The organism is Pseudanabaena minima str. Chao 2107 (assembly GCF_051131155.1).
Taxonomy (GTDB): Bacteria; Cyanobacteriota; Cyanobacteriia; order Pseudanabaenales; family Pseudanabaenaceae; genus Pseudanabaena; species Pseudanabaena minima.
On record NZ_CP159508.1, the window covers coordinates 3,782,161 to 3,805,763 of the forward strand.

A 23,603-nucleotide genomic window follows, 5' to 3' on the forward strand; every position below is an offset into this window, starting at 1 on the left:
GCCAACAGCTAATAGCCTTATCTCAAGAAACAAGCATGAAGCCACATCACCAACAAAATAATCACCATTTGGATCGAGCTAGGAAAAAATCCATCACCGACCAAACGGGACAGTACTAAAACTTGATTAGTCAAAGCTGCTAATATGACACCGATCGTAATTCCTGATAGGGAGATTAGCAAAGCTCGTCCAAAGCGATTTTCTTTACGGGTAAGCAAATAAACACTAGCAATTAACCCAAAGGATAACCATGTAGTAGCTGCGGGAACGAAAAAGCTTACTGCACCCAATCCCGTAAAAATTCCCAACGAAATATAAATATCTTTTTGGCTTGGGGTGTCTAATAGCCTCGACAACCAAGATGGTGCGCGTCGCTGCGTATTGTTTTGCATCGCAGCAGGGATCGCTGTAGACAGACGTTCAGGATAGCGGATACGATCAGGTACAGCAATCTTGCCTTCTTTACGGGCGCGTAAACGATCCATAAGGATGGCATCGTAAGCAACCTCGATCGCTTCTTGTTGCGACTCGTCCCCCTCATATTCGCGCAATAGGCGATCGCGTGCATCGCGCACTTCCTCAAAGGAGGCTTCGTCATTGACTCCTAGTTTTTCGTAGGGAGTTGGTTCGCTCATTTTTCCAACTATGAATGTTTGTAGAGTTCGCTGTATATTTACTGAAAAAGTAGGCAAGCAACTGAATCAGAAAATAATATGTAGCTTAATGTCTAAACATAGTATAACGTCTGCTTTCAAATACGTATCTAAACTTTGTGAATATCAATAAGAGTCTGTCACTGTGAGACGGACTTTTATGAATTATGGCTATATTTTTGTAAGATCCATGCCCCAACTTCTGATTGAGATTTTTCGCGACTGAGTTTTAGGGCGGCTTCGAGATCAGCGATCGCTAAGCCACCTAACAATTTTGATACGGTAATTTGCCGACTGCCACCATTCTCTAGCATTTCTAAAGCAATAATTTTCACCTCTTGGACATCAACTACCCAATATTCACTAGTCCCCAGTTGTTCATAAAGTAATCGCTTCTTACCTAAATCATCGCCGATGGTAGAACTAGATATTTCAATTACCAAATTCGGTACAGGCGATTCATCAAGACTAACAATAGAACTGCTGTGAGGTGCAAGGACTGATATTTCCCCAACATAGTAGGAAATATCTGGCTGACAACCTTGGACTCCTGTTTTGACATAACTAGCATTAAGTAATCCTACAATCGGAATATTTTTTAATGTGCAGTATAGGGCAATCGCAAAATAAACAATGCCATTATCTTTTGCATGTTCAGAGCCAACAGGCATAGTTTCAATCCTCATTTGCTTAATTTGATTTTTGTCGAAGTAGCATCGAGCTTCTGCATATTGAGGATTTTCAAGAATCTGCACAAACTCATCCCATGTAGCGCTAATCCACTGATCAGTGATGAGTGACAAAGATATTGAATCTTCTGGTTTTGTTTTTTGTGTGATGGAGGGAGGGGCGATCGCTGACATTTATTAGGCTCCTAAAAAATTAGCGTAATACCAATTCACAAAAGTATCGTTACACTTGTGTAAATTAAAAACCAAATCCAGTAAGGGTTTCAAAACACAAAATAGCGTAGCCATTTTGTGTTTTGGCTTAACAGAATGAAAAACACAAAGTTTCCTTTATCCTAATTAACATTTTTGCAATATCTTGAACAAGTCTTCATTTTTTGACTGAGTAATCCTAAAAATTGATTAAACATAGCAAAGCAAGTTTTGCTTAGGATATAAAACCCAAGAATCGAGTGGCGGCGCGAAGCGCCGCCACTCGATTCTTGGGTTTTGGTTTGTACTAGCTAACTCTTTTTTTGCGATATATTTGCTATATATATTGTGAATTAGTGAATCTTGACTGAGATATAAAAATTAAAGCTTTCTCTACAAAACGAAAAAATGTTAAAGCTATTTAAATTTCCAGTTGCAAAAGTCGGAATCGAGAATAGCCAGAAAGGTTTGCTCAAAGCACTCCTTTGGTATAACGGATCTCTGCGTCCTCTGTTTGGACCTTCTCCTAGCTCCATGATCCCACTGAATTTAATGGCAGCGTTTTTTATTCATACCCATACTGATGCATCTATGCGTATCCTGCATGGGTACACATCCTTGGGGTTAATTCCTGGACTATTTACTGTAATTTTAATGCTTCTCAAAAAAATCAGGATTGAACTTGTAATTACGGTTTTAGCAGTGAATGCCATTTTCTTGGTTGTAAATACTTTAGTTGCGGTCAGCGCGATCGATATGCCCTACGGTCAAGTATTTCATGCTTTGATTTCTGCCATAATTCTTGGCAACTTCTTTCTTACCAATTGGCTAAATAAACTTTCAGCAGAACAACCGATGAAAGAATCAATAGAAAAGTAATTGAAAACTCAATATATAGCTAACACTGGTAGACAATCATACAGATGCGTCGCTTTGCGCTGCATCTGTTGATTTAAGTTCTGTGCTTTAAGCAAAACTTGCATTACTACATAAGATTTTATGGCGTTTTTCAAGCAAGCGAGGTACATAGGTTTGTCTCCCCAACTCGTACTTCACTAGACTGAATCAACGCTATAAATAGTTTTTGAGAGTGCGTCTCAAAGAGATGCACTCTCAAAAACTATCTGAGATTGCTATACATGATCTGTCATCATGAAACGATCATTTTCTCTAAAAATTCTTTAATGTGGATCTGTCCCAATGAATTTAGACTTAATTATTTCTAACATCCTCAATCCGCCGATTTTGTTCTTTTTCTTAGGAATGTTGGCGGTTTTGATTAAATCAGATCTAGAGATTCCACCACCGATCCCGAAATTGTTTTCTTTGTATTTGCTATTAGCGATCGGGTTTAAGGGTGGCGTGGAGCTAGTAAAGAGTGGGATCAGTCAAGAAGTAATTTTGACGATGGCAGCCGCGATCCTGATGGCTTGTGTTGTACCTGTCTATTCATTTTTTATTCTTAAAATCAAACTTGACTCCTACAATGCCGCCGCGATCGCCGCAACCTATGGCTCGATCAGTGCGGTTACTTTCATTACAGCTAGTTCATTTTTGGGGCAGCTAAACATTGCTTTTGATGGCTATATGGTAGCGGCTTTAGCGCTGATGGAGTCTCCTGCGATTATTGTGGGACTGATTCTTGTGAGCCTATTTACTGCCGAGGAAAAAGCCAAAAAAGGTGAAACTAGTGAATTTGCATGGTCAGAAGTACTCCGTGAAGCTTTTCTCAATAGCTCGGTATTTCTGCTCGTCGGTAGTTTGATTATTGGCTGCTTGACTGGCGAAAGAGGTTGGCATGTGTTGTCACCTTTTACCCAAGATATGTTTTATGGTGTACTGACTTTCTTCTTGATGGATATGGGCTTAGTCGCCGCAAAACGAATTAAGGATTTGCAAAAAACAGGTGTTTTCTTAATAGCCTTTGCGGTTTTGATGCCGATCTTGAATTCTGGTGTAGGAATTGCGATCGCTAAGTTAATTTCGATGTCGCAGGGGGACGCACTGTTATTTGCAGTCCTCTGTGCTAGTGCTTCGTATATCGCTGTACCTGCCGCCATGCGTCTGACTGTACCAGAAGCCAATCCTAGCCTCTATGTATCAACGGCTTTAGCCGTCACATTTCCCTTCAATATTATTGTCGGGATTCCGCTGTATATGTACGTGATTAATATGTTTTGGGTAACAACTTAGACGCTATTGACGGCATAAAACGTCGTCATTCGTTTGGGCTTAGACAAGAAATTTAGTAGGAACTTAGTAGAAATAAAATCATGCAAGCTGTTAAAAGAATCGAAATTGTATCTGATTCTGTTGAGTCGCACAAAATCATTAAGGTTTTAGAAAAAGTTGGAGTTCTGAACTACACCGTGATTCGCAATGTCGTCGGAAAGGGAGTCAGTGGAACGAATTCAGGCGATCTCGATATGAGTATGTTGGAAAATGACTATGTGATAGCTTTCTTTTTGGAAGACAAAACGAAAACTTTGGTGGAAAAGCTGAAGCCAGTCACCAAAAAGTTTGGTGGAGTTTGTTATATCTCTGATGCGGTCGCGATTAATGCCGCAAGTGCAACCTAAATAAATTGAGTTAGATATCACCATTTGCGACGTGCGAAGCACGCCGCAAATGGTGAAAAATGGTAAGAATCGCTTAGCGATTCTTACCATTTTTCACTTCCGTCGAACTCTCGTTAGTTTAACGTCGTGAAAACCGACGCTTGATTTGATCAGTGAGAGCTTTGATTTCAGGGATTTTCAGTTGCACAGCGATCGCCCCGAAAATAGTAAACCCGACGGCACTGGCGATCGCTAAATCACCTAGTTTTGCTCCAAATTTTAAGAAAGGACTGAGGCTTTCCAAGCTTTGGCTGAGTAAATGATAAGTCCCCCAACTCGCCCCACCAGCGATCGCACTAGCAATGATTAAACCCAAAATCGTTATGCTCCAGCTTTTTAGCGGCATTCCATTCAGGCGGCGATCGAGAAAATAGAGCATCACCACCATCGAGATCACATTCACAGCAACAGTTGCCAAAACTAGCCCCACTGCACCAAATCTTGAGACTAGCAAATAATCAAAGAGTCCATTAAAGAAAATATTGACAACGCTGATTTTAAAAGGTGTGTCGCCATCGCCGAGGGCATAAAATACCCGCACCAATACATCGCGACCTAAGTACACAAACATCCCTACCGCATATGCCATTAATACCATCGCCGTTAGTTGCGAAGCTTCCGCATCGAAGGCAAAGCGTTCATAAACTACCTGTGAGATGGGTAAAGCCAGCGCTACCATCACCGCACTAATCGGTAACATTGTCAGCGCCGTGAGCATTAAACCCTGACGAATACGCTGTTTCAGTTCATCCCAGTTCGCAGGATCAGTGAGCTTTGATAGTACAGGAAACAAGGGAACTAAAATCACATTCGACAAGATTCCTAGAGGAGTTTGTACTAGCAAACCTGCATAGCCCATTGCTGACACTGCCGCTGCCGCATTGGGAATGAATGAAGCAAAAAATAAATCTGTCCAGACATTAATTTGCAGCATCCCCGATGAAAAGGTCGCAGGAAGCATGATTTTTATTACTTCTTTAACTTCAGGACGCTGAAAGTCAAACCTGAGCTTAAAGCCGCCCATCCCAGCCTTAATCTGCACAGGCAATTGCACTAGCCATTGCAGAACTGCTCCAGCCAGAGTTGACCATGCTAAGACTGCACCACCCAACATCGCATTTTCAGGCAACAACATTTTGCTACCCATTGCCCAAAATAAGCCGCCGATGCCAATTAACACGGTCAAACTGGAAAATATGGGGCTGACAGAAGGCAACCAGTAAGCATCCGCCGCATTTAATGCTCCAAATCCGATCCCCACCAGCCCTGCTAAGACTGCCATTGGAGCCATGATCTGAAATTGCTGAATCGCGATATCTTTAGTAATCTTCAGATTTTGAATATCTTCAGGGGTGATCCCTTTGGCAAGCAAAGTAGCTTCAGGTACGAATAATCCAGGGGCGACGAGGTGCAGCAATGGTTCCGCGAAAATCACCAACGCAATGCTCACCAGCAATAAAATTCCTGTAACGATCGTGGTGATGCTATCGATGATGGCGGCAACTTCGCGGCGATCGCGTTTGGATAGCACACTCACAATCGCGCTGTGAAATGGTCCATTAATGCCACCTAGCAAGATCAGCAAGAAGCCAGGGATCACGTAGGCAAAGTTATACGCGCCATAGGCTGTACCGTTACCAAAAGCGGCGGCGATCGCCACTTGCCGCAGTAATCCAAATATTTTGCTCACTAACGTTGCGATCGCCACAATCGTTGCGATATTCAGTAACGAACGCTTCGTAGGTTGAGTGGATTGTGATTCCTGCGATTTCGTGATCATATCGTTTTCTTCGTTGCGAGACAAAATTGGTGAGGTTCCTTACAATTTAGATTCTGAGAAATGTAACATCAAATCATGACACAGACTAAAAAACTCCGAGCGTTGTACATAAAGTACTAGCGATCGGAGCTTTTAAAATATTTATGCAAAGAAGCGATTAGTAGAGAGCTTCTTCTTGGTGGGTCAAGATTTCACAATCAGACTGAGCATAGGTTACGCAAAGAAGAGCGTAGCCAGCTTCGATTTGTTCGTCATCCAAGAAGGACTGATCGCCTTGATCGATATCACCCTTAACGATTTTGCCAGCGCAGGAAGAGCAAGCACCAGCGCGACAGGAGTAAGGAAGATCGATGCCTTGAGCTTCAGCAACGTCAAGAATGTACTCATCAGAAGGAACTTCGATAGTCTTATCAAGCCCTTCAGCTTCGTTAATCAGTCTTACTTTGTAGGTAGCCATGTATGTAATAAACCTCTTAAAGATTGCAGCCAAAAAAATAAACGAGGGCTTGAATTTGTACCCTATTAAAGGCACTCAGCCAAGTTACGTTTATTTCAATCACCCACAAGGGTATCAACACGCATCATATCGCTCTTGGCATCCAAGCGAACAACTAGCTTTTTATTTCTATCATTGGTTATAGGTGATAGTTATCGATCGCTTTCAAGCTCATCTGATTATCTCAAATTCAATCTAGGAGAAGATTCCAGCCGTTTTAAACAAGTATTAAAATGATGAGTTTTCGTTTGTATTTTAATTTTTTTAATAAGTTTTTCTAATCTTATCCGCAGACATAATCACAGACTAGTTTTTGATATGAAAATTCAATCAATGATTAGCCCTTAAATAAAGAAGAAGGGACGCAATGCGTCCCTTCTTCTTTATTTAAGGATGGCACTAAAGTCAGCTAGTTGGCGGCTGTAGTTGCGGATAATTCCCAGCAGGTTAAGTCGATTTTGTCGCACTTGTGGATCTTCAGCCATGACCAGCACATCATCAAAGAATTTCGCTAGAACAGGCGCGATCGCCTTAATACCCTCCATCAACTGCTCATCACTAGGCTGACTAGGTAAAGCGGCGATCGCCTGATACAAGTTCTGCTCCGCTGGTTCGGTTAAAGTTTCAGGATTGATTACAGCTTTCACGTCAACAGTCACACTATCGAGATCACCCTGAACCGCAAGTCGAGAAGCTCTCACAATTGGCTCATAAATGGTGGTAAGGGTTGCCCCATCACGGGATTTTTGCAGGAAGTGGGCGCGTTCTTTGATGCGCGTGAGATTACTCAAACCTTGCAAGGTATAGGCGAGATCCTCAGTACCTGAAACTGCATTCACAAGATCATATTCAATACCTTGATCCGCCAAAATCGTCTCGTAGCGCTGCTTAAACCATTTATAAAGATTTTCGAGTACAGTTTCCGCAGGTTGCGCTAGTAAATTTTTCTCGGCATAAATGGCGATCGCCTCCTGCAAAAGTTTCGGCAAATCAAGGGCAAAACCGCTTTCCCATGCAATTTGGATAATACCAGTAGCGGCGCGGCGCAATGCAAATGGGTCAGATGAGCCTGTGGGAACAATACCTAAGCCAAAAATACCAACAAGGGTATCAATGCGATCGCTAATAGCAATAATCTGCCCCGTTAAGGTTGTGGGCAAAGTATCGCCTGCGCCTTTGGGTTGATAATGCTCACGAATACCCGTCGCCACAGCTACAGGTTCGCCACTGGATAGGGCATAGTAATAACCCATTTGTCCTTGCAGTTCAGGAAATTCCTTAACCATCTGCGTAACTAGATCGGCTTTGGCAAGTTGAGCAGTGCGATCAATCAGCGCTTGATCAGCTTCAGTGGTTTCTAAATTGGCAATCGCAGCCAATACAGATTTAGCGATCGCCCTAATCCTGTCTACTTTCTCCGCCACTGAGCCAAGTTGGGCTTGGAATGTGACTTTTTCTAAAAGTGGCAAGAAAGTTTCTAAATGTACGGCGCGATCGCTGTCGTAGAAAAATTTACCGTCGGAAAGACGCGCTCTAATGACCCGACCATTGCCCGCCGCAATCAAACGTGATTTATCAGGATCACCATTGGAAATCGTGATAAAGCGCGGCAATAATTGGTCAGGATTTCTGATCGAATGCACAGGGAAATAGCGCTGATGGCTGACCATTTCGGTCTTAATTACGGGTTGCGGCAGTTCTAAATACTCACGCTCAAATTCACCAATGACGGCGGTGGGGAATTCCACCAAGTAAGTAACTTCTTCTAATAAATCCTCAGGAATTTCCGCCTTACCACCGAATAATTCCACAATGCTATGGATTTGGGTAAGAATATGCTTTTGGCGCTCTTTGCCATCGACTAAGACAAAAGCTTCGCGCAAAGTCTCTACATAATCTTTGGCAGTGTCAATTACTACTGATCGCGGATGCAATACGCGATGCCCTTGACTAAAGCGATCGCTCTGCACATTTTCTAAAGCGATCGGCAACAGCTTGGAATTAAATAACGACACCAACCAACGGATCGGACGGGGAAACTTGAGATCACCATGTCCCCAACGCATCAATCGCTTACCCTCTAAACCTGTAATCCAAGTCGGAGCTAGCTCTTGCAAAATATCGGCAGTCTCACGACCAATTATTTGCTGATTGGCAAATACAAACGCGCCCTTATCCGTCTCTTTAATAACAATATCTTTGAGGTCAATACCCTTGGATTTAGCAAAACCTAACAACGCCTTAGTTGGTTCACCTTGAGGATCGCCATTAACAAAGGCTGAGCCAACTGCTGGCCCCTTAATCTCTAGGTGGCGATCGCTTTGTTGGATTGGTAAACCTTCGATGAGTACAGCCAAACGGCGAGGTGTACCATAGACACTGACCTTACTCGTAGTTAGTTGGTGTTCATCTAAATTCTTGGGGATGCGCTCTTGCCACTGGCGCAAAGCATCGACAATAAAGCTAGCAGGTAGCTCTTCAGTACCAACTTCTAACAGAAAACTTGCCATAACCACGAGTTGAGGGACATTCTTCAGTTTAACGCTTTGGCGTGTAAAAAACTAAAACTTAGACAAGGTGTTCACTACGAAGCTTGACTACACCTTTCTGGGTTTTAATTTTATTGCATAGTCCACTTAGCATAAAATAGCAAGAGATTAACTTTTATTGAGCAGGGATATTTAAAGAGGCAAAACATGGGGCAAACACTCGAAGCTGTAGCGATTGACTATTACACAGAAAACTATCGCGATGCCTACAGTCGAATCAATGCCATTGTCATTGAGGGAGAAGCTGAGGCGTACAGCAACTATCTCCAACTAGGAGAACTACTGCCCGAATTCACTGAAGATTTTACTAGACTTGCCAAGATGGAGGATCGCCACAAAAAAGGCTTTATCGCCTGTGGTAAAAACCTCAAAGTCACACCTGACATGGGTTTTGCGGAAAAATTCTTTGCTGAATTGCATGGCAATTTTCAAAAAGCATTTGCAACAGGGGATATCGTTACTTGTCTGCTGATCCAATCACTCATCATCGAGTGCTTTGCGATCGCTGCTTACAACATCTATATTCCCGTCGCTGATGCTTTTGCGCGCAAGATCACTGAAGGTGTGGTCAAAGACGAATACTTGCATCTTAATTTTGGAGAAGAGTGGTTGCAAAATCATTTTGATGACTCCAAAGCTACTCTAGAGCAAGCCAATCGTCAAAACTTGCCCATCGTCTGGAAAATGCTCAACCAAGTCGAAAATGATGCCAAAGTCCTTGGCATGGAAAAAGAAGCTTTGGTTGAAGACTTCATGATTCAATATGGCGAAAGTCTCGGCAAAATCGGCTTTAATACCCGCGACATCATGAGAATGTCTGCTATGGGTTTAGTCGCTGCTTAATTACTAGCTAAGACCCTCACCCCTAGCCCCTCTCCCAATGAGGGAGAGGGGACTTAGAATCTTTCTCCCCTTCTCCCTGCATTGGGATTAGGGGATGGGGGATGAGGGAAACCCTTTTTCGTTGACAACTGTAACTGGTAACCGCAATCGATGTTTGGTCTTATAGGGCATTTGACAAGTCTTGAACACGCTCAGTCTGTAGCAAGGGAATTAGGCTATCCCGAATACGCCGATCAAGGTTTGGAATTTTGGTGTAGCGCCCCACCCCAAATTGTCGATCGCATCAAGGTTACGAGTGCCACAGGTCAGCAGATCGAAGGGCTATATGTAGAGTCCTGTTTCTTACCTGAAATGTTAGCAGGCAGTAAAATCAAAACTGCTATTCGCAAGATCCTCAACGCAATGGCTCTTGCCCAAAAGAACAACGTCGATATTACGGCTTTGGGTGGCTTTTCTTCGATTATTTTCGAGAACTTTAACTTGAGCCAAATGTCGAGTGTGCGAAACATTCAGCTAGAATTTAATCGCTTCACCACAGGTAACACTCATACTGCCTATATCATCTGTCGTCAGATCGAAGAAGCAAGTCGTAAATTTGGAATTGACCTAGCTAAGGCAACAGTAACTGTCTGCGGTGCAACGGGTGATATTGGCAGTGCGGTTTGTCGTTGGCTTGATGCGCGGACTAATATTCAAGAACTCCTGCTCGTCGCCCGTAATCGGGAGCGTTTGCAAGAATTACAATCTCAACTTGGTCGCGGTAAGGTTTTGGAGATTGAGGAGGCGCTACCACAGTCTGACATTATTGTGTGGGTAGCGAGTATGGCAAAGGGGATGGCGATCGACCCTACTACTCTCAAGCGTCCTTGCATTCTCATTGATGGAGGCTATCCCAAAAATATGTCTACGCTGGTTCAAGAAGAAGGCATTCATGTCATTGATGGTGGCATCGTTGAGCATAGTCTCGATATTGATTGGAAAATCATGAAAATTGTGAATATGACAGCTCCAGCCCGTCAGCTTTTTGCCTGTTTTGCCGAAGCGATGCTTTTAGAATTTGAAGGTTGGCACACAAGTTTCTCATGGGGGCGCAACCAAATCAGTATCGAGAATATGGATAAAATTGGGGAAGTGTCAATCAAACATGGATTTAGACCATTAATTAACTAAAAAAGTAGAGGCAATTCATGAATTGCCTCTAAGTACCTGTGCAAAATAAATTACCAAAACCCGTAAAGTTTCGCCCCTGCGGGGCGAAACTTTACGGGTTTTGCTTTGTAATTAATTATGCCTAGCTACTTACTTGTTTAATAGGGCTTAGTCATATAGCTGTCGCCATGCTTGTTAGGACATAAAACCCAAATAGTGTGAGTCGGTGCTAAGCACCGACTCACACTATTTGGGTTTTGGTTTGTCCTGATACATTTGGCTATAGCTATAGAGAGAAATAGTTAAGCCTCAAAAGATGAGTGGCGGAAGCACCGCCACTCATCTTTTGAAAGTAAAACAAAGCGAGTAATACCAATTCACGAAAGTGTGACAACACTTTTGCGAATTAAAAACCAAACCCAGTAAGGGTTTTCAAAACTCAAAATGGCTACGCCATTTTGAGTTTTGGTATAAGTTGGATCAACGAGAGAAAAATTTGTTGATTTATAGAGTTTTTAACATAATTAGCTGATCAAGTCAGCTAGATTTCATTTCAAAAAAGTTGCTTTAAATTTGGACTTGATCAATGTTAATAACTTAGTGACACACCACTAAATTATTAACTGGGAAGGTAGTATGATCAAACTTACAAACAAGGGGAAGTTTGACAAAATTAAAATCTGTGATATTCGAGCCATAAAACTTGTTTTTAGGTGATATAGAAATATTATCTAAAAACAAGTTTTATGTGACTTTCTAAACATACTGAGCTACTTAGTAGATGTTTTATATAGATATTGTTTGGTAAATACTCTTGAACATAGCTAACCCAAAACTACCTGAACTGAAGTCAGCGATTGTTCGTAACCCTTTAGTAGTCACTCCCCATGCAACTGTTATGGAGGCGATCGCCAAAATGGTTAGTGCGCGATCGCCATGCAACAGATCTGATAGTTTTACCAATCTTCTTAATCACCGCAATGCAGAGGTACGGGCAAGCTGTGTGCTGGTGGTAGAAGAAGACAAGGTAAAGGGGATTTTGACAGAGGGGAATGTGGTGAGCCTAAGTGCCCAGAATCTCCCCTTTGATCGTTTGATCATTAGAGATGTCATGGCATCAGTGATTACTTTACGTGAGTCAGACTGCAATGATTTATTGGCAGCCATCAACTTGATGCATCAACATCATCTTTGCCACCTGCCAATCGTGGATGAGCATGATCATCTTGTAGGAATACTCACCAATGAAATTTTGTGGCAAATTTTTCAAGCAACCACTTATCAGCAACTCCAAAATGAACTAGCAGAAAGACAACGCGCCGAAGAGTCATTACAGCATATAGAAGCCCATCAACGCGCCTTAATCAAAGCTATTCCCGACCTATTTATGCGAATGAATCGGGATGGCGTTTACTTAGAATTTGCGCGGATTCCTGAAACCCATCGAATTATTGGCGATCGCTCTCAATTAGAAGGAAATCATATATCAAAAACGCTTCCTCCCGATATTGTTAAACAACGCCTCGAATTTGTAGAACGCGCTTTAGAAACCAACTCTATCCAGATTTACGAACAGGACTTTTCCGATGGCGATACGATCCATGTTGAGGAAGTACGAATTTTTCCCTATGACGAGAATGAAGTTCTATTACTAGTCCGCGACATTAGCGATCACAAACAATCGGAAAATGAGTTAAAGCACACCGAAAAACTATTCCGAGAAGCCCAACGGATTGCCAATCTGGGGAATTGGGAAATGAATCTACAGACGAACTCTCTTTACTGGTCAGATGAAGTATTTCGGATTTTTGAAATTGATCCGCAGCAATTTGAAGCAACCTACGAGGGCTTTCTCAGTGCTATTCATCCTGATGATCGGGATATGGTTGATGCTATCTATCAAAAACATCTACGCGATCGCACTCCCTACAATGTAGTCCATCGTCTACTTCTATTTGATGGATATATTAAATATGTGCAAGAAAAATGTGAAACCTTTTATGATGCTGATGGCTCACCCATTCTTTCCCGTGGCACAGCCCAAGACATTACCAAACTCAAGCAAACTGAAATCCGACTCAATCAACTTAACAAAGACCTAGAATCTAGAGTTGAAGAACGGACACATGAGCTTCTGCAAGTGAGTAGTTTACAACGCGCTATTCTCGATAGTACCAATTATGCGATCATTTCTACTAATAGCAATAGCATTATTCAGACCTTTAATGCTGGTGCAGAGAATATGCTAGGTTACAGTGCTGATGAAGTGATTGGGAAGGCTGCTATTCAAGACTTCTACGATTGTCAAGAGTTAATTGATCGTGCGGCTTCTCTCTCATTAGAACTCAGACAAGATATTTCTGAAAGCGAAGTGCTGATTGCTAAAGCAAGACAAGGACTAGTCAGCGAAGAAGAATGGACAATTATTCGCAAGGATGGTTTTCGTCTTCCGATATCGCTATCAGTCAAAGCTATCAAGGATGACAAGGATTGCATGATTGGATTTGTCTGTGTTTCTAGAGATATTAGTGCTCAGAAAGCAACCCAGCATGAACATCAACTTGCCGAAGCAGCGCTACGAGACAGCGAAAATCGTTTCCGACATGTATTTGAATCTAACGTTGTGGGGATGATGTTTACCAGCTTTAACGGTCAGGTTGACGAGGCTAATGATCGTTTTTTGGAGATGCTTGGCTATAGGCGAGAAGAACTCCGTGCTAAACAAATAAATTGGGAAGCCCTTACTCCACCTGAATATCAACAACTAGATCGAGAAGCGATCGCCTATCTCAAAGTGCATGGCAAAATTGATCCTTGGGAAAAAGCTTACTACCACAAGGATAGACATCTTGTGCATGTGCTTATTGGTGTAGCCATGCTGACTACAGAGGATTGTGTCTGTGTTGTGGTTGATATCACTGATCTTAAACAAGCCCAGCAAAAACTTGCTGAAACTAATCATCAACTAGAACTCTCCAACGAAATTCTGGTTCGCGCTACTCGACTCAAAGATGAATTTCTGGCCAATATGAGCCATGAACTCCGCACTCCCCTCAATGCAATTCTCGGCATCACTGAAGGTTTACAAGAAAGAGTCTTTGGGATGATTAATCCACAGCAACAGAAAGCTTTACTCACCATTGAGCGTAGTGGAAACCATCTACTAGAGCTAATTAACGATATCCTCGATCTCGCTAAGATCGAAGCTGGTAAAGTGACATTAGATTATACATCTAGCAATATTGGTCAGCTTAGTCAAGCCAGCTTAGTGTTTATCAAACAACAGGCAAAACAAAAAAATATCAATCTGAGTATCAAGTTGGCATCTGTTTTGCCAGAATTGATGATTGATGAACGTCGTATTCGGCAAGTATTAATCAATCTACTAAATAATGCCGTAAAATTTACACCAGAGGGAGGCAGCATTACCTTAGAAGTATCTCTACAAAAGGCGATCGCTTTTGATGAGAATAAGAAAGATGTCACACACTGGGTAAGGTTAGCGGTAATCGATACAGGTATAGGGATTTCCTCTGAAGACTTAAAAACTCTATTTCAGCCTTTTATCCAAGTCGATAGTGCTCTCAATCGTCAATATAATGGCACAGGGTTGGGCTTAGCCTTAGTTAAACGTATCGTTGAACTGCATGGTGGTCAAGTTAATGTCACCAGTGAAGTTGGTGTGGGTAGTTGCTTTGAGATCAATCTTCCATTCAATGAATCGGCTTTACCACTTCCAAAAAGATTATCTAATAGCCCTTCATCATCTATTTTTTCCCTCAGAAATGATAATGATGACACATATTTCCCTCCCTTAATTCTACTTGCAGAAGATAACGAAGCGAATATTATGACAATTTCTAGCTATCTTCAAGCCAAGGGATACCGAGTCATTCTTGCTAAAAATGGACGGCAGGCAGTGAATCTAGTGCAATCAGAACAACCTGATTTAATACTAATGGATATTCAAATGCCAGAGATGGATGGACTAGAAGCAATCAAATATATCCGCAACGACAAGTTCAATATTCCGATTATTGCCCTCACAGCGTTAGCGATGACAGGCGATCGCGAGAAGTGTCTTGCCGCAGGAGCCAATGACTACTTGAGTAAGCCAATTAAGCTTAAGCAATTAGCCACTATAATTCAACAATTCCTATAAAAGCATCACAAAGCATTGCCATTTGCGTGACAAATGGCGATATCGAAACATCGAACCTAAAACCCCAATAGTGTGAGGCGGCGATTCTCGCCGCCTCACACTATTGGGGTTTTGATTTGTTCTGATATAGGTGACTATAGCTATAGTAAATTTATAAGGCTCAATCAGCTTTATAAATTATAGGTATGACTCAAAAGATTGCATTTCTAGGTTTAGGCGTAATGGGTGGTGCAATGGCTGCCAACTTAGTCAAACGAGGATATTCGGTACTAGGTTGGAATCGCACTAAAGAGCGTCCCACAATCTCTACATTTACGAGTGTAGGCGGCACATTAGCTGAGTCCCTAGAAGATGCAGTCAGTTTTGCCGATGTAGTTTTTTCTTGCCTCGGTGATGTTCCTGATGTCACCGAGGTGCTAATTGGTGATCATGGAGCCATGCATTTCGCCAAGGCAAACACCTTATTTATTGATACTAGTACTATCGGCAGTGATGCCGCCAAAACTATTGGCAATGCCTTAATGCATGATGGTTTGAGATTTTTGGACGCACCAGTTTCAGGCGGCGATGTGGGCGCACGTAATGGCACATTAACTTTTATGGTGGGTGGTAATCCTGAAGATGTGCAAGAATACCTACCCCTATTTGAAGCAATGGGTAGCAATATCAAACATTGTGGGGCGATCGGTAGTGGTCAAGCAGTGAAGCTTTGCAATCAGTCCCTCGTTTCTATTTATATGCTTGCTCTCTGTGAAACCATGAAGATTGCCGAGAAAATGGGTGTCGAGCCACAATTAGTGGTTGATGTCTGTGGCAGTGGTGCGGCTGGCTCATGGGCTTTAAATAATCTGGGGATGAAAGTTGCTACGGGAGATTATCAAGCTGGTTTTGCGATCAAACATATGCTCAAGGATTTACGACTGGTGCAAGAAATCAGCGATCGCCAGCATCTTGATTTTTCCTTAGATTTACCTGCGATCGCACTGGCTATGCAAAATTTTCAAAAAGTGAGTCAACTCGATGATGGACAGGGTGCAGAGCAAGGCACTCAAGCGATGATTCGGGCTTACCAGTGAGGCTTGGCGTACTCTAGAAAGTAGTGGCAGTGCTTCGAGTCGTCACTACTTTTAGGGGGTAAATCTTAAATTGTTAAAAATCTATCAAACTCTAGCGAGTATGCTTTGATACAATGCGAAGCTAATCCCGTAATGCTGCCTCCGCTCCTCCAGAAAACATGCAACTGGCAAAAAGACTTCGTAATATTCAGCCTTCCTTAACTCTAGCGATCGACGCAAAAGCTAAGGCAATGAAGGCAAGTGGAATTGATGTTTGTAGCTTTAGTGCTGGCGAACCAGACTTTGATACACCCGACCATATCAAGGCTGCGGCAAAAACTGCACTCGACCAAGGCAAGACTCGCTATACAGCCGCCGCAGGTATACCCGAACTCAAACAGGCGATCGCTGCTAAGCTCCTGCGCGATAATCAAGTAACCTATAAGCCTGAACAAATCATCGTTACTAATGGTGGTAAGCACTCACTTTATAACTTGATGATGGCAATTCTTGATGAGGGGGATGAGGTGATTATTCCTGTACCGTTTTGGGTGAGCTATCCTGAAATGGCAAAGCTTGCCGATGCAACTCCAGTATTTGTAATTACGACTGAGGAAACTGGCTACAAAATCACTCCTGAACAATTAGAAGCGGCAATTAATCCCAAAACCAAACTTTTTGTTCTCAATTCTCCTTCTAATCCCACAGGGATGGTCTATTCACCTGCGGAAATCAAGGCTCTAGCTGAAGTTTTGGAACGACATCCCCATGTGTATATTGTTTCTGATGAGATTTACGAAAAGATTCTCTACGATGGTGCAACCCATATCAGTATCGCCTCGGTAAGTCCTGCAATGTACGATCGCACCTTAATCAGTAGCGGCTTCGCCAAAGCTTACTCGATGACAGGTTGGCGGGTTGGCTATCTAGCAGGCTCTCCTGAAATCATCAAGGCAACAACGATGATTCAAGGGCATAGCACCTCGAATATCTGCACCTTTGCTCAGTATGGTGCGGTTACCGCTCTTAATGATTCTCAAGAATGCGTAGAAACAATGAGAAAAGCCTTCGCTGAGCGTCGTGATGTCATGTATGACCTGCTAACTTCCATTTCAGGGCTAACTTGTCCTAAACCCGATGGGGCATTCTATCTCTTTCCTAGCATTAAGTCCTTTGGGATGCCTTCTCTTGAGTTTTGTGACAAACTGCTTGAAGAGTTTAAAGTGGCGGTGATTCCAGGAATTGCTTTTGGTTTAGATAACTGCATTCGACTATCCTATGCTACTAATTTAGAAACGATTCGCGAAGGTTGCGATCGCATTCGTCAATTTGCCGAAAAACATTTTTAATCCAAAATGTCAAAAAGGAAGCGGCGCAATGCGCCGCTTCCTTTTTGGGAGAATTCTTTTTGGGAGAATAAAGTGATGAACAAAATATACTTCGCTATAGCTATTTTGCTAATCCTTCTCAGTGGATCTTTGGGGCTAAATTTCTGGTTGCAGAACAATAATCAACCATCGGCGATCTCTGAATCTCTAATCGATCCCTATGGACTGAACATGTATCCTTCTCAACCTATAAACCGTGATCTAAACAAACCTTTAGTCGTATTTTTTGGAGACTCTCGTGCGGTGGCTTGGCCAGCGATCGCCAATATCCCCTTTGAATTTATCAATCGTGGCATCAATGGACAAACGACTGATCAAGTACTAAGAAGGCTATCAGCCCATGTTGCCTCGTTATCACCTCAAATCGTCGTCGTCCAAGTCGGTGTGAACGACCTAAGAGATATTGCGGAATTCCCCAATCAATCACAGAATATAGTCAATAATTGCAAACAAAACATTCAAAAAATTGTTGATCGATTAACCCAAGAACTAAAAGCAACCGTCATTCTCACTACGATTTTCCCGACTAGTGAGTTATCTCAATCGGTTCGCGCTTATTGGCCAGAAGAAGCCGATCGCGCGATTATTGAGATTAATCAATTTATCAAATCACTCAAAGGCGATCGCGTTATTATCCTAGACGCAGCAGCACTTTTAGCAGATGAGAGTGGCAAGGTTCGCCCAATCTATAGCCGTGATATTCTGCATCTTAATAACCAAGGCTATACAATGCTTAATGAGGAGTTATTGAAAATACTCACAAATTACAAAAATAGCGATCGCTAAGAAGTGAGTGGCGACAGCTATATTAATTCACGAGGATTGGATAGTTAAATAGTTAAACAGATGTCTAAATTTTACGATCGCATTACGACTGAGTTGCAAACATTCATCGAATCTCAACATATTTTCTTTGTGGCAAGCGCTCCGAATGAGGGACGAGTGAATCTATCTCCCAAAGGAATGGATGCTTTGCGTGTAATTAACGAATCCGAAATCGCTTATCTTGATCTCACAGGAAGTGGTAATGAAACCGCTGCCCATCTCCTCGAAAACAGCCGAATTACTGTCATGCTTTGTAGCTTTACTGAAAAGCCTCTCATTCTGCGCCTCTATGGACAAGGCGAACCAATCCGCCCCAGAGATGCCGCATGGCAAGAATATTTATCGCTATTTCCTGCGATCGCGGGTACTCGCCAAATTGTGCGCGTCAAAGTAGAATCTGTGCAAACTTCCTGTGGTTTTGCGGTTCCCTTTTATGAATTTTCAGGCGATCGCACTATTTTAAAAGAATGGGCTGAGAAAAAAGGTGAGGAAGGCGTGTATGAATATTGGGAAAAGAATAACCAACACAGCATTGATGGCTTACCGACTAGACTATTAGAACCTCAATAGTTAAGGTGGCGATTAGCGTTGCTTTCATTGTGCTGCACATATAAAAGCCTACTAATAGTGTGATAAATATTTTTTGTTTATCTTTTGACGCTAAATGTGAGTTAAGGTATTATCTGACTCAACGTTAAAACAAAAGCATTTTTTATGGTGCAAGAATTTATTCGCCTCGACAAAGAGGTGCGATTTCCCGATAGCGCTCCTGCCGCTTACCCCGTATTTTTTAGGACTTATAGCCGCAAATATAATAACAAGCGCGAAAGCTGGGCTGAAGTATGCGATCGCACACTTACAGGTTTAAAAAAGCTAGGTAAGCTGACCCAAGAGCAAGCTGACCTGATCGACAAGATGCAAAAGCAGCTTAAGTCCCTCACCTCTGGGCGTTGGCTGTGGGTTGGCGGTACGGATTGGGTAGATCGACCTGAAAATTTCTCAGGCTCCTATAACTGCACCAGCACCAACGTAATCGACTGGCGTGCCTTTGGCTTGATGATGGATCTCGCCATGCAAGGCTCTGGCACTGGTGGCGTATTAGAGCCACAGTACATCAGCCAATTGCCCGTAATTCGTAACCAGTTACAAGTCAATGTCATCGGTGCGATCGGCGCAACCCCCGTCGAAAAGCGTCGCCACAATACCGAAGTCGAGTTTGACTATGCCAATAATGCAGTTAGATTCCATGTTGGCGATAGTCGTCAAGGTTGGGTTAAGTCCTACCAGTCTCTACTAGAACTATCTAGCGATGAAAAGTTTGACGCATCCAAGCCCGTCCAAATCACCGTTGACATCAGCGATGTCCGCCCCAGTGGTGAACCCCTCAAAGGCTTCGGCGGCATGGCAAATCCTGTCAAGTTGCCCACGCTCTACGATCGCTGTGCCAATATCTTGAATAAAGCGATCGGTCGTCAACTCACCTCTGTTGAGTGCTGCCTCCTCATCGATGAAGCCGCAGTTTGTATCGTGGCAGGCAATATTAGGCGCAGCGCGGGGATTCGTCAGTTTGTCTCAGAAGATTCTCTTGGTGGTAGTGCTAAGGATAATCTCTGGCAACAGGATGAAGCGGGGAATTGGCGCATCGATCCTGAGCGTGATGCACTCAGAATGGCAAACCACACAAGGGTATTCCATCGCAAACCTACAGAACAAGAATGCATTGATGCAGTTCGCAAGCAATATTATTCGGGTGAAGGTGCAATTCAATGGGCAGGTGAAGCGATCGCCCGTTCTAATGCTGACATTTTGACAACTTCCATTTTGAAGAAAGAATTTCTTGCTTTTTATGTACAAGGAATTGACAAAGCTAAAGAATGGCTGTTGTCCCTAAAACCAGATATGTCAAAGCGAGAACTTGATCATCGTTTTGAGCGTTATGGTTTAAATCCTTGTGGAGAAATAATTGGATCGGGATTTCACTGTAACCTTTCAGAAGTACATCTAAACCAAATTGATCCGCATAATCATAAAGAGCAAGAACAAGCCTTTAAAGCAGGTGCTTTATCGGTTGCTGCTTTGCTCAATCATCGCTTCAATGAAGAACGCTATCAATTTAGCCGTGATGTCGATCCAATTGTGGGTGTATCCTTTACAGGACTATTTGACTTCTTCGTTCATGCCTTTGGAGTGGAATGGTTGCGCTGGTGGGAAGCAGGTCGTCCTGACACTGTGCAGGGGCTAGACTTCAAAGAGAAGGAAGCTAATTATCTAAATCGCTGGCGTGAGATTGTGCATCAGATGGTTTGGGAATATTGCGACGCGCATGGCTTACGCCGCCCGAATCGTTGCACAACAACTCAACCTGCGGGATGCCTCGATCGCACTGCTTTACGCATTTTTGATCAAGGCTTGCTCTATGCTGATGAGATTGTCGAAGCAGGTAGCGGTGAAAGTAAAGGTTTAGACTTGAGTGTGCGGAATGGGATTGCTACTGATACAGCGATCGCCAATCAACCTCTCAATCTAGTGCGAGTCACTCTTGAAAATGGTCGTGTCTTACGGATGACTCCTAATCATCGCCTTGCGATCGCCAATCAATGGGTGAGAGCTGATCACCTAGAACTTGGTATGGACATTGACTATTCCCTTGGTGAATACCGCCATACAGAAGATGCTCTATTGCTCAGCCTCAATGCTGCTCAATATACTCGCGAAGGTCGTAAAGAACTTTTAGGGCATAGTCGCGGTGTACTTACTGCGGAAATCACGACACCAACTACATTAAATCCAGAATTGGGTTATTTCTTGGGTTGCTTGTTTGGCGATGGCGCAATGAGTGAAAGCAAAGATCGGGTAAGGTTTGCTTTTAATGAGAAAGAGCTAGATTTGGTAGAGCGTTTGCAAGCGATCGCCCAAAATCAGTTTGGACTCACAGGCAAAATCAGCCATGATCCTCGCAATGGTGGCACAAGAGGTGAATTAAGTTTTGCTTCTGGACAGTTGTTTGATTGGCTGAAGTTGAATCAATTACAGAAAGGTAGCAGTAAGGATCTAGATCGGATTCCCCTTGCAATTCGTAAGTCTTCCCGCGAGACAATTCTGGCGTTTTTCTGTGGTTTGATTGATACCGATGGATGCGTTCGGGTAAAAGGTGATCTTTCTATTGATTCATCAAGCGAAGCCTTCATTCGTAACCTGCAACAAGTCGGTGAAGCCGTTGGTTTGTGCTTTGGTATTTTTCATAATACTCAAGGTGAGAACTTCCAAGGTCAAAAGAATATGTGGGGCTTATCCCTAAGTCGGATGCTGTCACAGCCTGAATCCTTGGCATATCTCAATACCCACAGCCGCAAGTGTCAGCTACGTCCATTACCAGAACCCAAACGCCAATTTGCATTTCATCCCTATCGCGTCATCAGCATTGAGTTTGAAACTACTCCTGATTACAGCTATGACTTTGCTGTATCAGGAATTGATGATGATGACTCATGGTACTGGCAAGGTGCGCTGAAGTCGCACAATACCAAGTCTCTCCTCACTGGCGCTTCCCCAGGTTGGCATCCTCCGAAGGCACAGCGCTTTATCCGTCGGATTACTTTCCGTAAGGAAGATCCTGTGGCACGGGCTTGCATGGACTATGGCTATAGCATCATTCCTTCGCAATCGGATAAGGATGAGAATGGACAATTGCTCAATGATCCCTTCGATTCGAGATGTACGGAATGGCTGGTGGAGATTCCTGTGAGCGTTTCTTGGGCTGACCTTGACGGTGCTGACAAGGTAGACATCAGCAAGTTCGATGTGATGGCGCAGTTTGATTTCTATATGCAGGTGCAGAAGCATTACACCCGTCATAATACTTCCGCAACTTTGGAATTGCGCGAGCATGAAATCGAGCCTTTAGGGAAGAAGATTTACGAAGCGATTCGTGATGATGAGGGTTATATCTCGGCGGCGTTGTTGGCGCGTTTTGATGACCTGCAAACTTTCCCTCGTTTGCCCTTTGAGCCAATCGATAAGGCTACCTATGAGAAGCTCTGTGCAGAAATGCTGGCACGTCGCAAGTCTGATGATTTTTACGCGAGTTTGTTGCGTTATGATTCGGGTGAGTTGATGGAGGCGGGACCTGCGGGTTGTGATTCTGATAAGTGTATGTTCCCTGAACAGAAGCCATAGATTCTAGGCGGTCACGTTAATTTAGGGATTTTAGTGATTGGTTTAGAAGTTTCTATCTAATCACTAAAATTCGTATCTTAAAAAGAAAATTTAATATTACATATCATTTTAATTATGAGTGAACAAAAGAATTACAGCTTTGATGTTATAGGTGTGAAACCAATTGCTGATTCAATTAATGTTCTAACAAAAGCAGTTGTTGATGGGACTTCTTCATTCTTAAGCCGTATTTGCTTACCAGTAGCCGAAGAATTTGGATTGCTTTTGCAAGATCATGTCAGGCATTGGCGTGCAGTTAATGCCACTAAAATAGTTGAGAATGCAGCATCTATAGTGAACAGTCAAACTGATGCAGATAAGCATCACGCACAACCTCGTCTCATTTCTCAAATCATAGAACATGGGTCTTGGACAGATTCTGCTGAATTACAAAAAATGTGGTCAGGTTTATTAGCTTCTTCATGCACTATAAATGGCTCTGATGACAGCAATCTTATTTTTATTGATACTCTTTCTCGTCTTACATTGATAGAAGTCCGAATCCTTGAATATGCTTGTAGGGAGTGTAGGAAATCAGTAACACAAGCAGGGTGGTTAATGGCTCAAGATTTCAGGATGTCACTAGAACAATTAGAGATCTGCTCTGGAACAAGTGATTTTCATAGGCTTGATAGAGAACTAGATCATCTACGCACACTTGGTTTGATTAAAGTAGGATTTGATCCATTTTCAACGAATGCCGATCTTACACCTTCAGCATTCGCATTACAAATGTATGCTCGTTGTAATGGTTGGTCTGGGAATTTACTAGATTTTTTTGGTTTAACAACACTGTCAAATACTAGTAATGACGATCCAACTAAACAATAAAATCAATGATCGGCGAAGCAATTCTCATCAGTTATGGCTTGTGGAGCATATAGCGCATCAAATTCAGATTGAAAATGAACTAGCGGCAATGGCGCAAGATCCGCAAATTCAAGTTGAGCTTTCTCAGATTCAGTAAGAGTTTGCTGTTACAGATTGTG

The 23,603-nt window shown here is 42.8% G+C and carries 18 protein-coding genes; 13 read left to right on the forward strand and 5 right to left on the reverse strand.

Annotated features, from left to right (window positions below; translation table 11 throughout):
* Positions 1–17: 17 nt before the first annotated feature.
* Entirely contained in the window at positions 18–635 is a 618-nt protein-coding gene (locus ABM313_RS17305) for a CPP1-like family protein (protein WP_434684401.1), read from the reverse strand.
* Between the two features lie 176 nt (positions 636–811).
* Complete coding sequence (locus tag ABM313_RS17310; RefSeq protein ID WP_434684402.1) at positions 812–1,516, reverse strand: Uma2 family endonuclease; 705 nt, start codon at positions 1,514–1,516, stop codon at positions 812–814.
* A gap of 426 nt (positions 1,517–1,942) precedes the next feature.
* On the opposite strand from ABM313_RS17310, the gene ABM313_RS17315 reads away from it, so the two are divergent.
* From ABM313_RS17315 to ABM313_RS17325, 3 genes are all read left to right on the forward strand, one after another.
* Positions 1,943–2,413 carry a hypothetical protein gene (locus tag ABM313_RS17315; RefSeq protein WP_434684403.1) on the forward strand — a complete coding sequence of 157 codons (471 nt, stop codon included), beginning with the start codon at positions 1,943–1,945 and terminating at the stop codon, positions 2,411–2,413.
* A gap of 321 nt (positions 2,414–2,734) precedes the next feature.
* On the forward strand, positions 2,735–3,727 hold the full coding sequence (locus tag ABM313_RS17320; RefSeq protein ID WP_434684404.1) for a sodium-dependent bicarbonate transport family permease: 993 nt from the start codon (positions 2,735–2,737) through the stop codon (positions 3,725–3,727).
* A gap of 80 nt (positions 3,728–3,807) precedes the next feature.
* The gene (locus ABM313_RS17325; RefSeq protein WP_434684405.1) at positions 3,808–4,113 is read left to right on the forward strand and encodes a P-II family nitrogen regulator; all 306 of its coding nucleotides are present in this window, start codon (positions 3,808–3,810) and stop codon (positions 4,111–4,113) included.
* Positions 4,114–4,231: 118 nt separating this feature from the next.
* Here ABM313_RS17325 and murJ read toward each other — a convergent pair whose 3' ends face one another.
* The 3 genes from murJ to glyS form a co-directional block, all read right to left on the reverse strand.
* Positions 4,232–5,932, reverse strand: a complete 1,701-nt coding sequence (murJ, locus tag ABM313_RS17330; protein ID WP_434684406.1) for a murein biosynthesis integral membrane protein MurJ — start codon at positions 5,930–5,932, stop codon at positions 4,232–4,234.
* Positions 5,933–6,089: 157 nt separating this feature from the next.
* On the reverse strand, positions 6,090–6,389 hold the full coding sequence (locus tag ABM313_RS17335; RefSeq protein WP_434684407.1) for a 2Fe-2S iron-sulfur cluster-binding protein: 300 nt from the start codon (positions 6,387–6,389) through the stop codon (positions 6,090–6,092).
* 422 nt (positions 6,390–6,811) lie between these two features.
* Positions 6,812–8,938 (reverse strand): glycine--tRNA ligase subunit beta, encoded by a 2,127-nt coding sequence (gene glyS / locus ABM313_RS17340; RefSeq protein ID WP_434684408.1) that lies wholly within the window; start codon positions 8,936–8,938, stop codon positions 6,812–6,814.
* Positions 8,939–9,124: 186 nt separating this feature from the next.
* On the opposite strand from glyS, the gene ABM313_RS17345 reads away from it, so the two are divergent.
* The 10 genes from ABM313_RS17345 to ABM313_RS17390 all read left to right on the forward strand — a co-directional run bounded on the left by ABM313_RS17345 (position 9,125) and on the right by ABM313_RS17390 (position 23,581).
* On the forward strand, positions 9,125–9,820 hold the full coding sequence (locus ABM313_RS17345) for an aldehyde oxygenase (deformylating) (RefSeq protein ID WP_434684409.1): 696 nt from the start codon (positions 9,125–9,127) through the stop codon (positions 9,818–9,820).
* 150 nt (positions 9,821–9,970) lie between these two features.
* Positions 9,971–10,990: a long-chain acyl-[acyl-carrier-protein] reductase gene (locus tag ABM313_RS17350; protein WP_434684410.1), complete on the forward strand. Its 1,020-nt coding sequence runs from the start codon at positions 9,971–9,973 to the stop codon at positions 10,988–10,990.
* 793 nt (positions 10,991–11,783) lie between these two features.
* The gene (locus ABM313_RS17355) at positions 11,784–15,131 is read left to right on the forward strand and encodes a PAS domain S-box protein (protein ID WP_434684411.1); all 3,348 of its coding nucleotides are present in this window, start codon (positions 11,784–11,786) and stop codon (positions 15,129–15,131) included.
* 185 nt (positions 15,132–15,316) lie between these two features.
* On the forward strand, positions 15,317–16,207 hold the full coding sequence (locus ABM313_RS17360) for an NAD(P)-dependent oxidoreductase (RefSeq protein WP_434684412.1): 891 nt from the start codon (positions 15,317–15,319) through the stop codon (positions 16,205–16,207).
* A 158-nt stretch (positions 16,208–16,365) separates the two neighbouring features.
* The gene (locus ABM313_RS17365; protein ID WP_434684413.1) at positions 16,366–17,535 is read left to right on the forward strand and encodes a pyridoxal phosphate-dependent aminotransferase; all 1,170 of its coding nucleotides are present in this window, start codon (positions 16,366–16,368) and stop codon (positions 17,533–17,535) included.
* A gap of 75 nt (positions 17,536–17,610) precedes the next feature.
* Positions 17,611–18,360, forward strand: a complete 750-nt coding sequence (locus tag ABM313_RS17370; RefSeq protein WP_434684414.1) for an SGNH/GDSL hydrolase family protein — start codon at positions 17,611–17,613, stop codon at positions 18,358–18,360.
* 60 nt (positions 18,361–18,420) lie between these two features.
* On the forward strand, positions 18,421–18,969 hold the full coding sequence (locus tag ABM313_RS17375; protein ID WP_434684415.1) for a pyridoxamine 5'-phosphate oxidase family protein: 549 nt from the start codon (positions 18,421–18,423) through the stop codon (positions 18,967–18,969).
* 144 nt (positions 18,970–19,113) lie between these two features.
* On the forward strand, positions 19,114–22,575 hold the full coding sequence (gene nrdJ / locus ABM313_RS17380) for a ribonucleoside-triphosphate reductase, adenosylcobalamin-dependent (protein WP_434684416.1): 3,462 nt from the start codon (positions 19,114–19,116) through the stop codon (positions 22,573–22,575).
* A gap of 114 nt (positions 22,576–22,689) precedes the next feature.
* Positions 22,690–23,445 (forward strand): hypothetical protein, encoded by a 756-nt coding sequence (locus ABM313_RS17385; protein ID WP_434684417.1) that lies wholly within the window; start codon positions 22,690–22,692, stop codon positions 23,443–23,445.
* Complete coding sequence (locus ABM313_RS17390) at positions 23,423–23,581, forward strand: hypothetical protein (RefSeq protein WP_434684418.1); 159 nt, start codon at positions 23,423–23,425, stop codon at positions 23,579–23,581. Before ABM313_RS17385 ends, ABM313_RS17390 begins: the two co-directional genes overlap by 23 nt.
* Positions 23,582–23,603 lie beyond the last annotated feature (22 nt).

Bases quoted from the DNA above. Each gene is read 5' to 3' on its own strand.
- ABM313_RS17305 (WP_434684401.1), bottom strand. From the start codon at position 635: ATGAGCGAACCAACTCCCTACGAAAAACTAGGAGTCAATGACGAAGCC.
- ABM313_RS17310 (WP_434684402.1), bottom strand. From the start codon at position 1,516: ATGTCAGCGATCGCCCCTCCCTCCATCACACAAAAAACAAAACCAGAA.
- ABM313_RS17315 (WP_434684403.1), top strand. From the start codon at position 1,943: ATGTTAAAGCTATTTAAATTTCCAGTTGCAAAAGTCGGAATCGAGAAT.
- ABM313_RS17320 (WP_434684404.1), top strand. From the start codon at position 2,735: ATGAATTTAGACTTAATTATTTCTAACATCCTCAATCCGCCGATTTTG.
- ABM313_RS17325 (WP_434684405.1), top strand. From the start codon at position 3,808: ATGCAAGCTGTTAAAAGAATCGAAATTGTATCTGATTCTGTTGAGTCG.
- murJ (WP_434684406.1), bottom strand. From the start codon at position 5,932: ATGATCACGAAATCGCAGGAATCACAATCCACTCAACCTACGAAGCGT.
- ABM313_RS17335 (WP_434684407.1), bottom strand. From the start codon at position 6,389: ATGGCTACCTACAAAGTAAGACTGATTAACGAAGCTGAAGGGCTTGAT.
- glyS (WP_434684408.1), bottom strand. From the start codon at position 8,938: ATGGCAAGTTTTCTGTTAGAAGTTGGTACTGAAGAGCTACCTGCTAGC.
- ABM313_RS17345 (WP_434684409.1), top strand. From the start codon at position 9,125: ATGGGGCAAACACTCGAAGCTGTAGCGATTGACTATTACACAGAAAAC.
- ABM313_RS17350 (WP_434684410.1), top strand. From the start codon at position 9,971: ATGTTTGGTCTTATAGGGCATTTGACAAGTCTTGAACACGCTCAGTCT.
- ABM313_RS17360 (WP_434684412.1), top strand. From the start codon at position 15,317: ATGACTCAAAAGATTGCATTTCTAGGTTTAGGCGTAATGGGTGGTGCA.
- ABM313_RS17365 (WP_434684413.1), top strand. From the start codon at position 16,366: ATGCAACTGGCAAAAAGACTTCGTAATATTCAGCCTTCCTTAACTCTA.
- ABM313_RS17370 (WP_434684414.1), top strand. From the start codon at position 17,611: ATGAACAAAATATACTTCGCTATAGCTATTTTGCTAATCCTTCTCAGT.
- ABM313_RS17375 (WP_434684415.1), top strand. From the start codon at position 18,421: ATGTCTAAATTTTACGATCGCATTACGACTGAGTTGCAAACATTCATC.
- nrdJ (WP_434684416.1), top strand. From the start codon at position 19,114: ATGGTGCAAGAATTTATTCGCCTCGACAAAGAGGTGCGATTTCCCGAT.
- ABM313_RS17385 (WP_434684417.1), top strand. From the start codon at position 22,690: ATGAGTGAACAAAAGAATTACAGCTTTGATGTTATAGGTGTGAAACCA.
- ABM313_RS17390 (WP_434684418.1), top strand. From the start codon at position 23,423: ATGACGATCCAACTAAACAATAAAATCAATGATCGGCGAAGCAATTCT.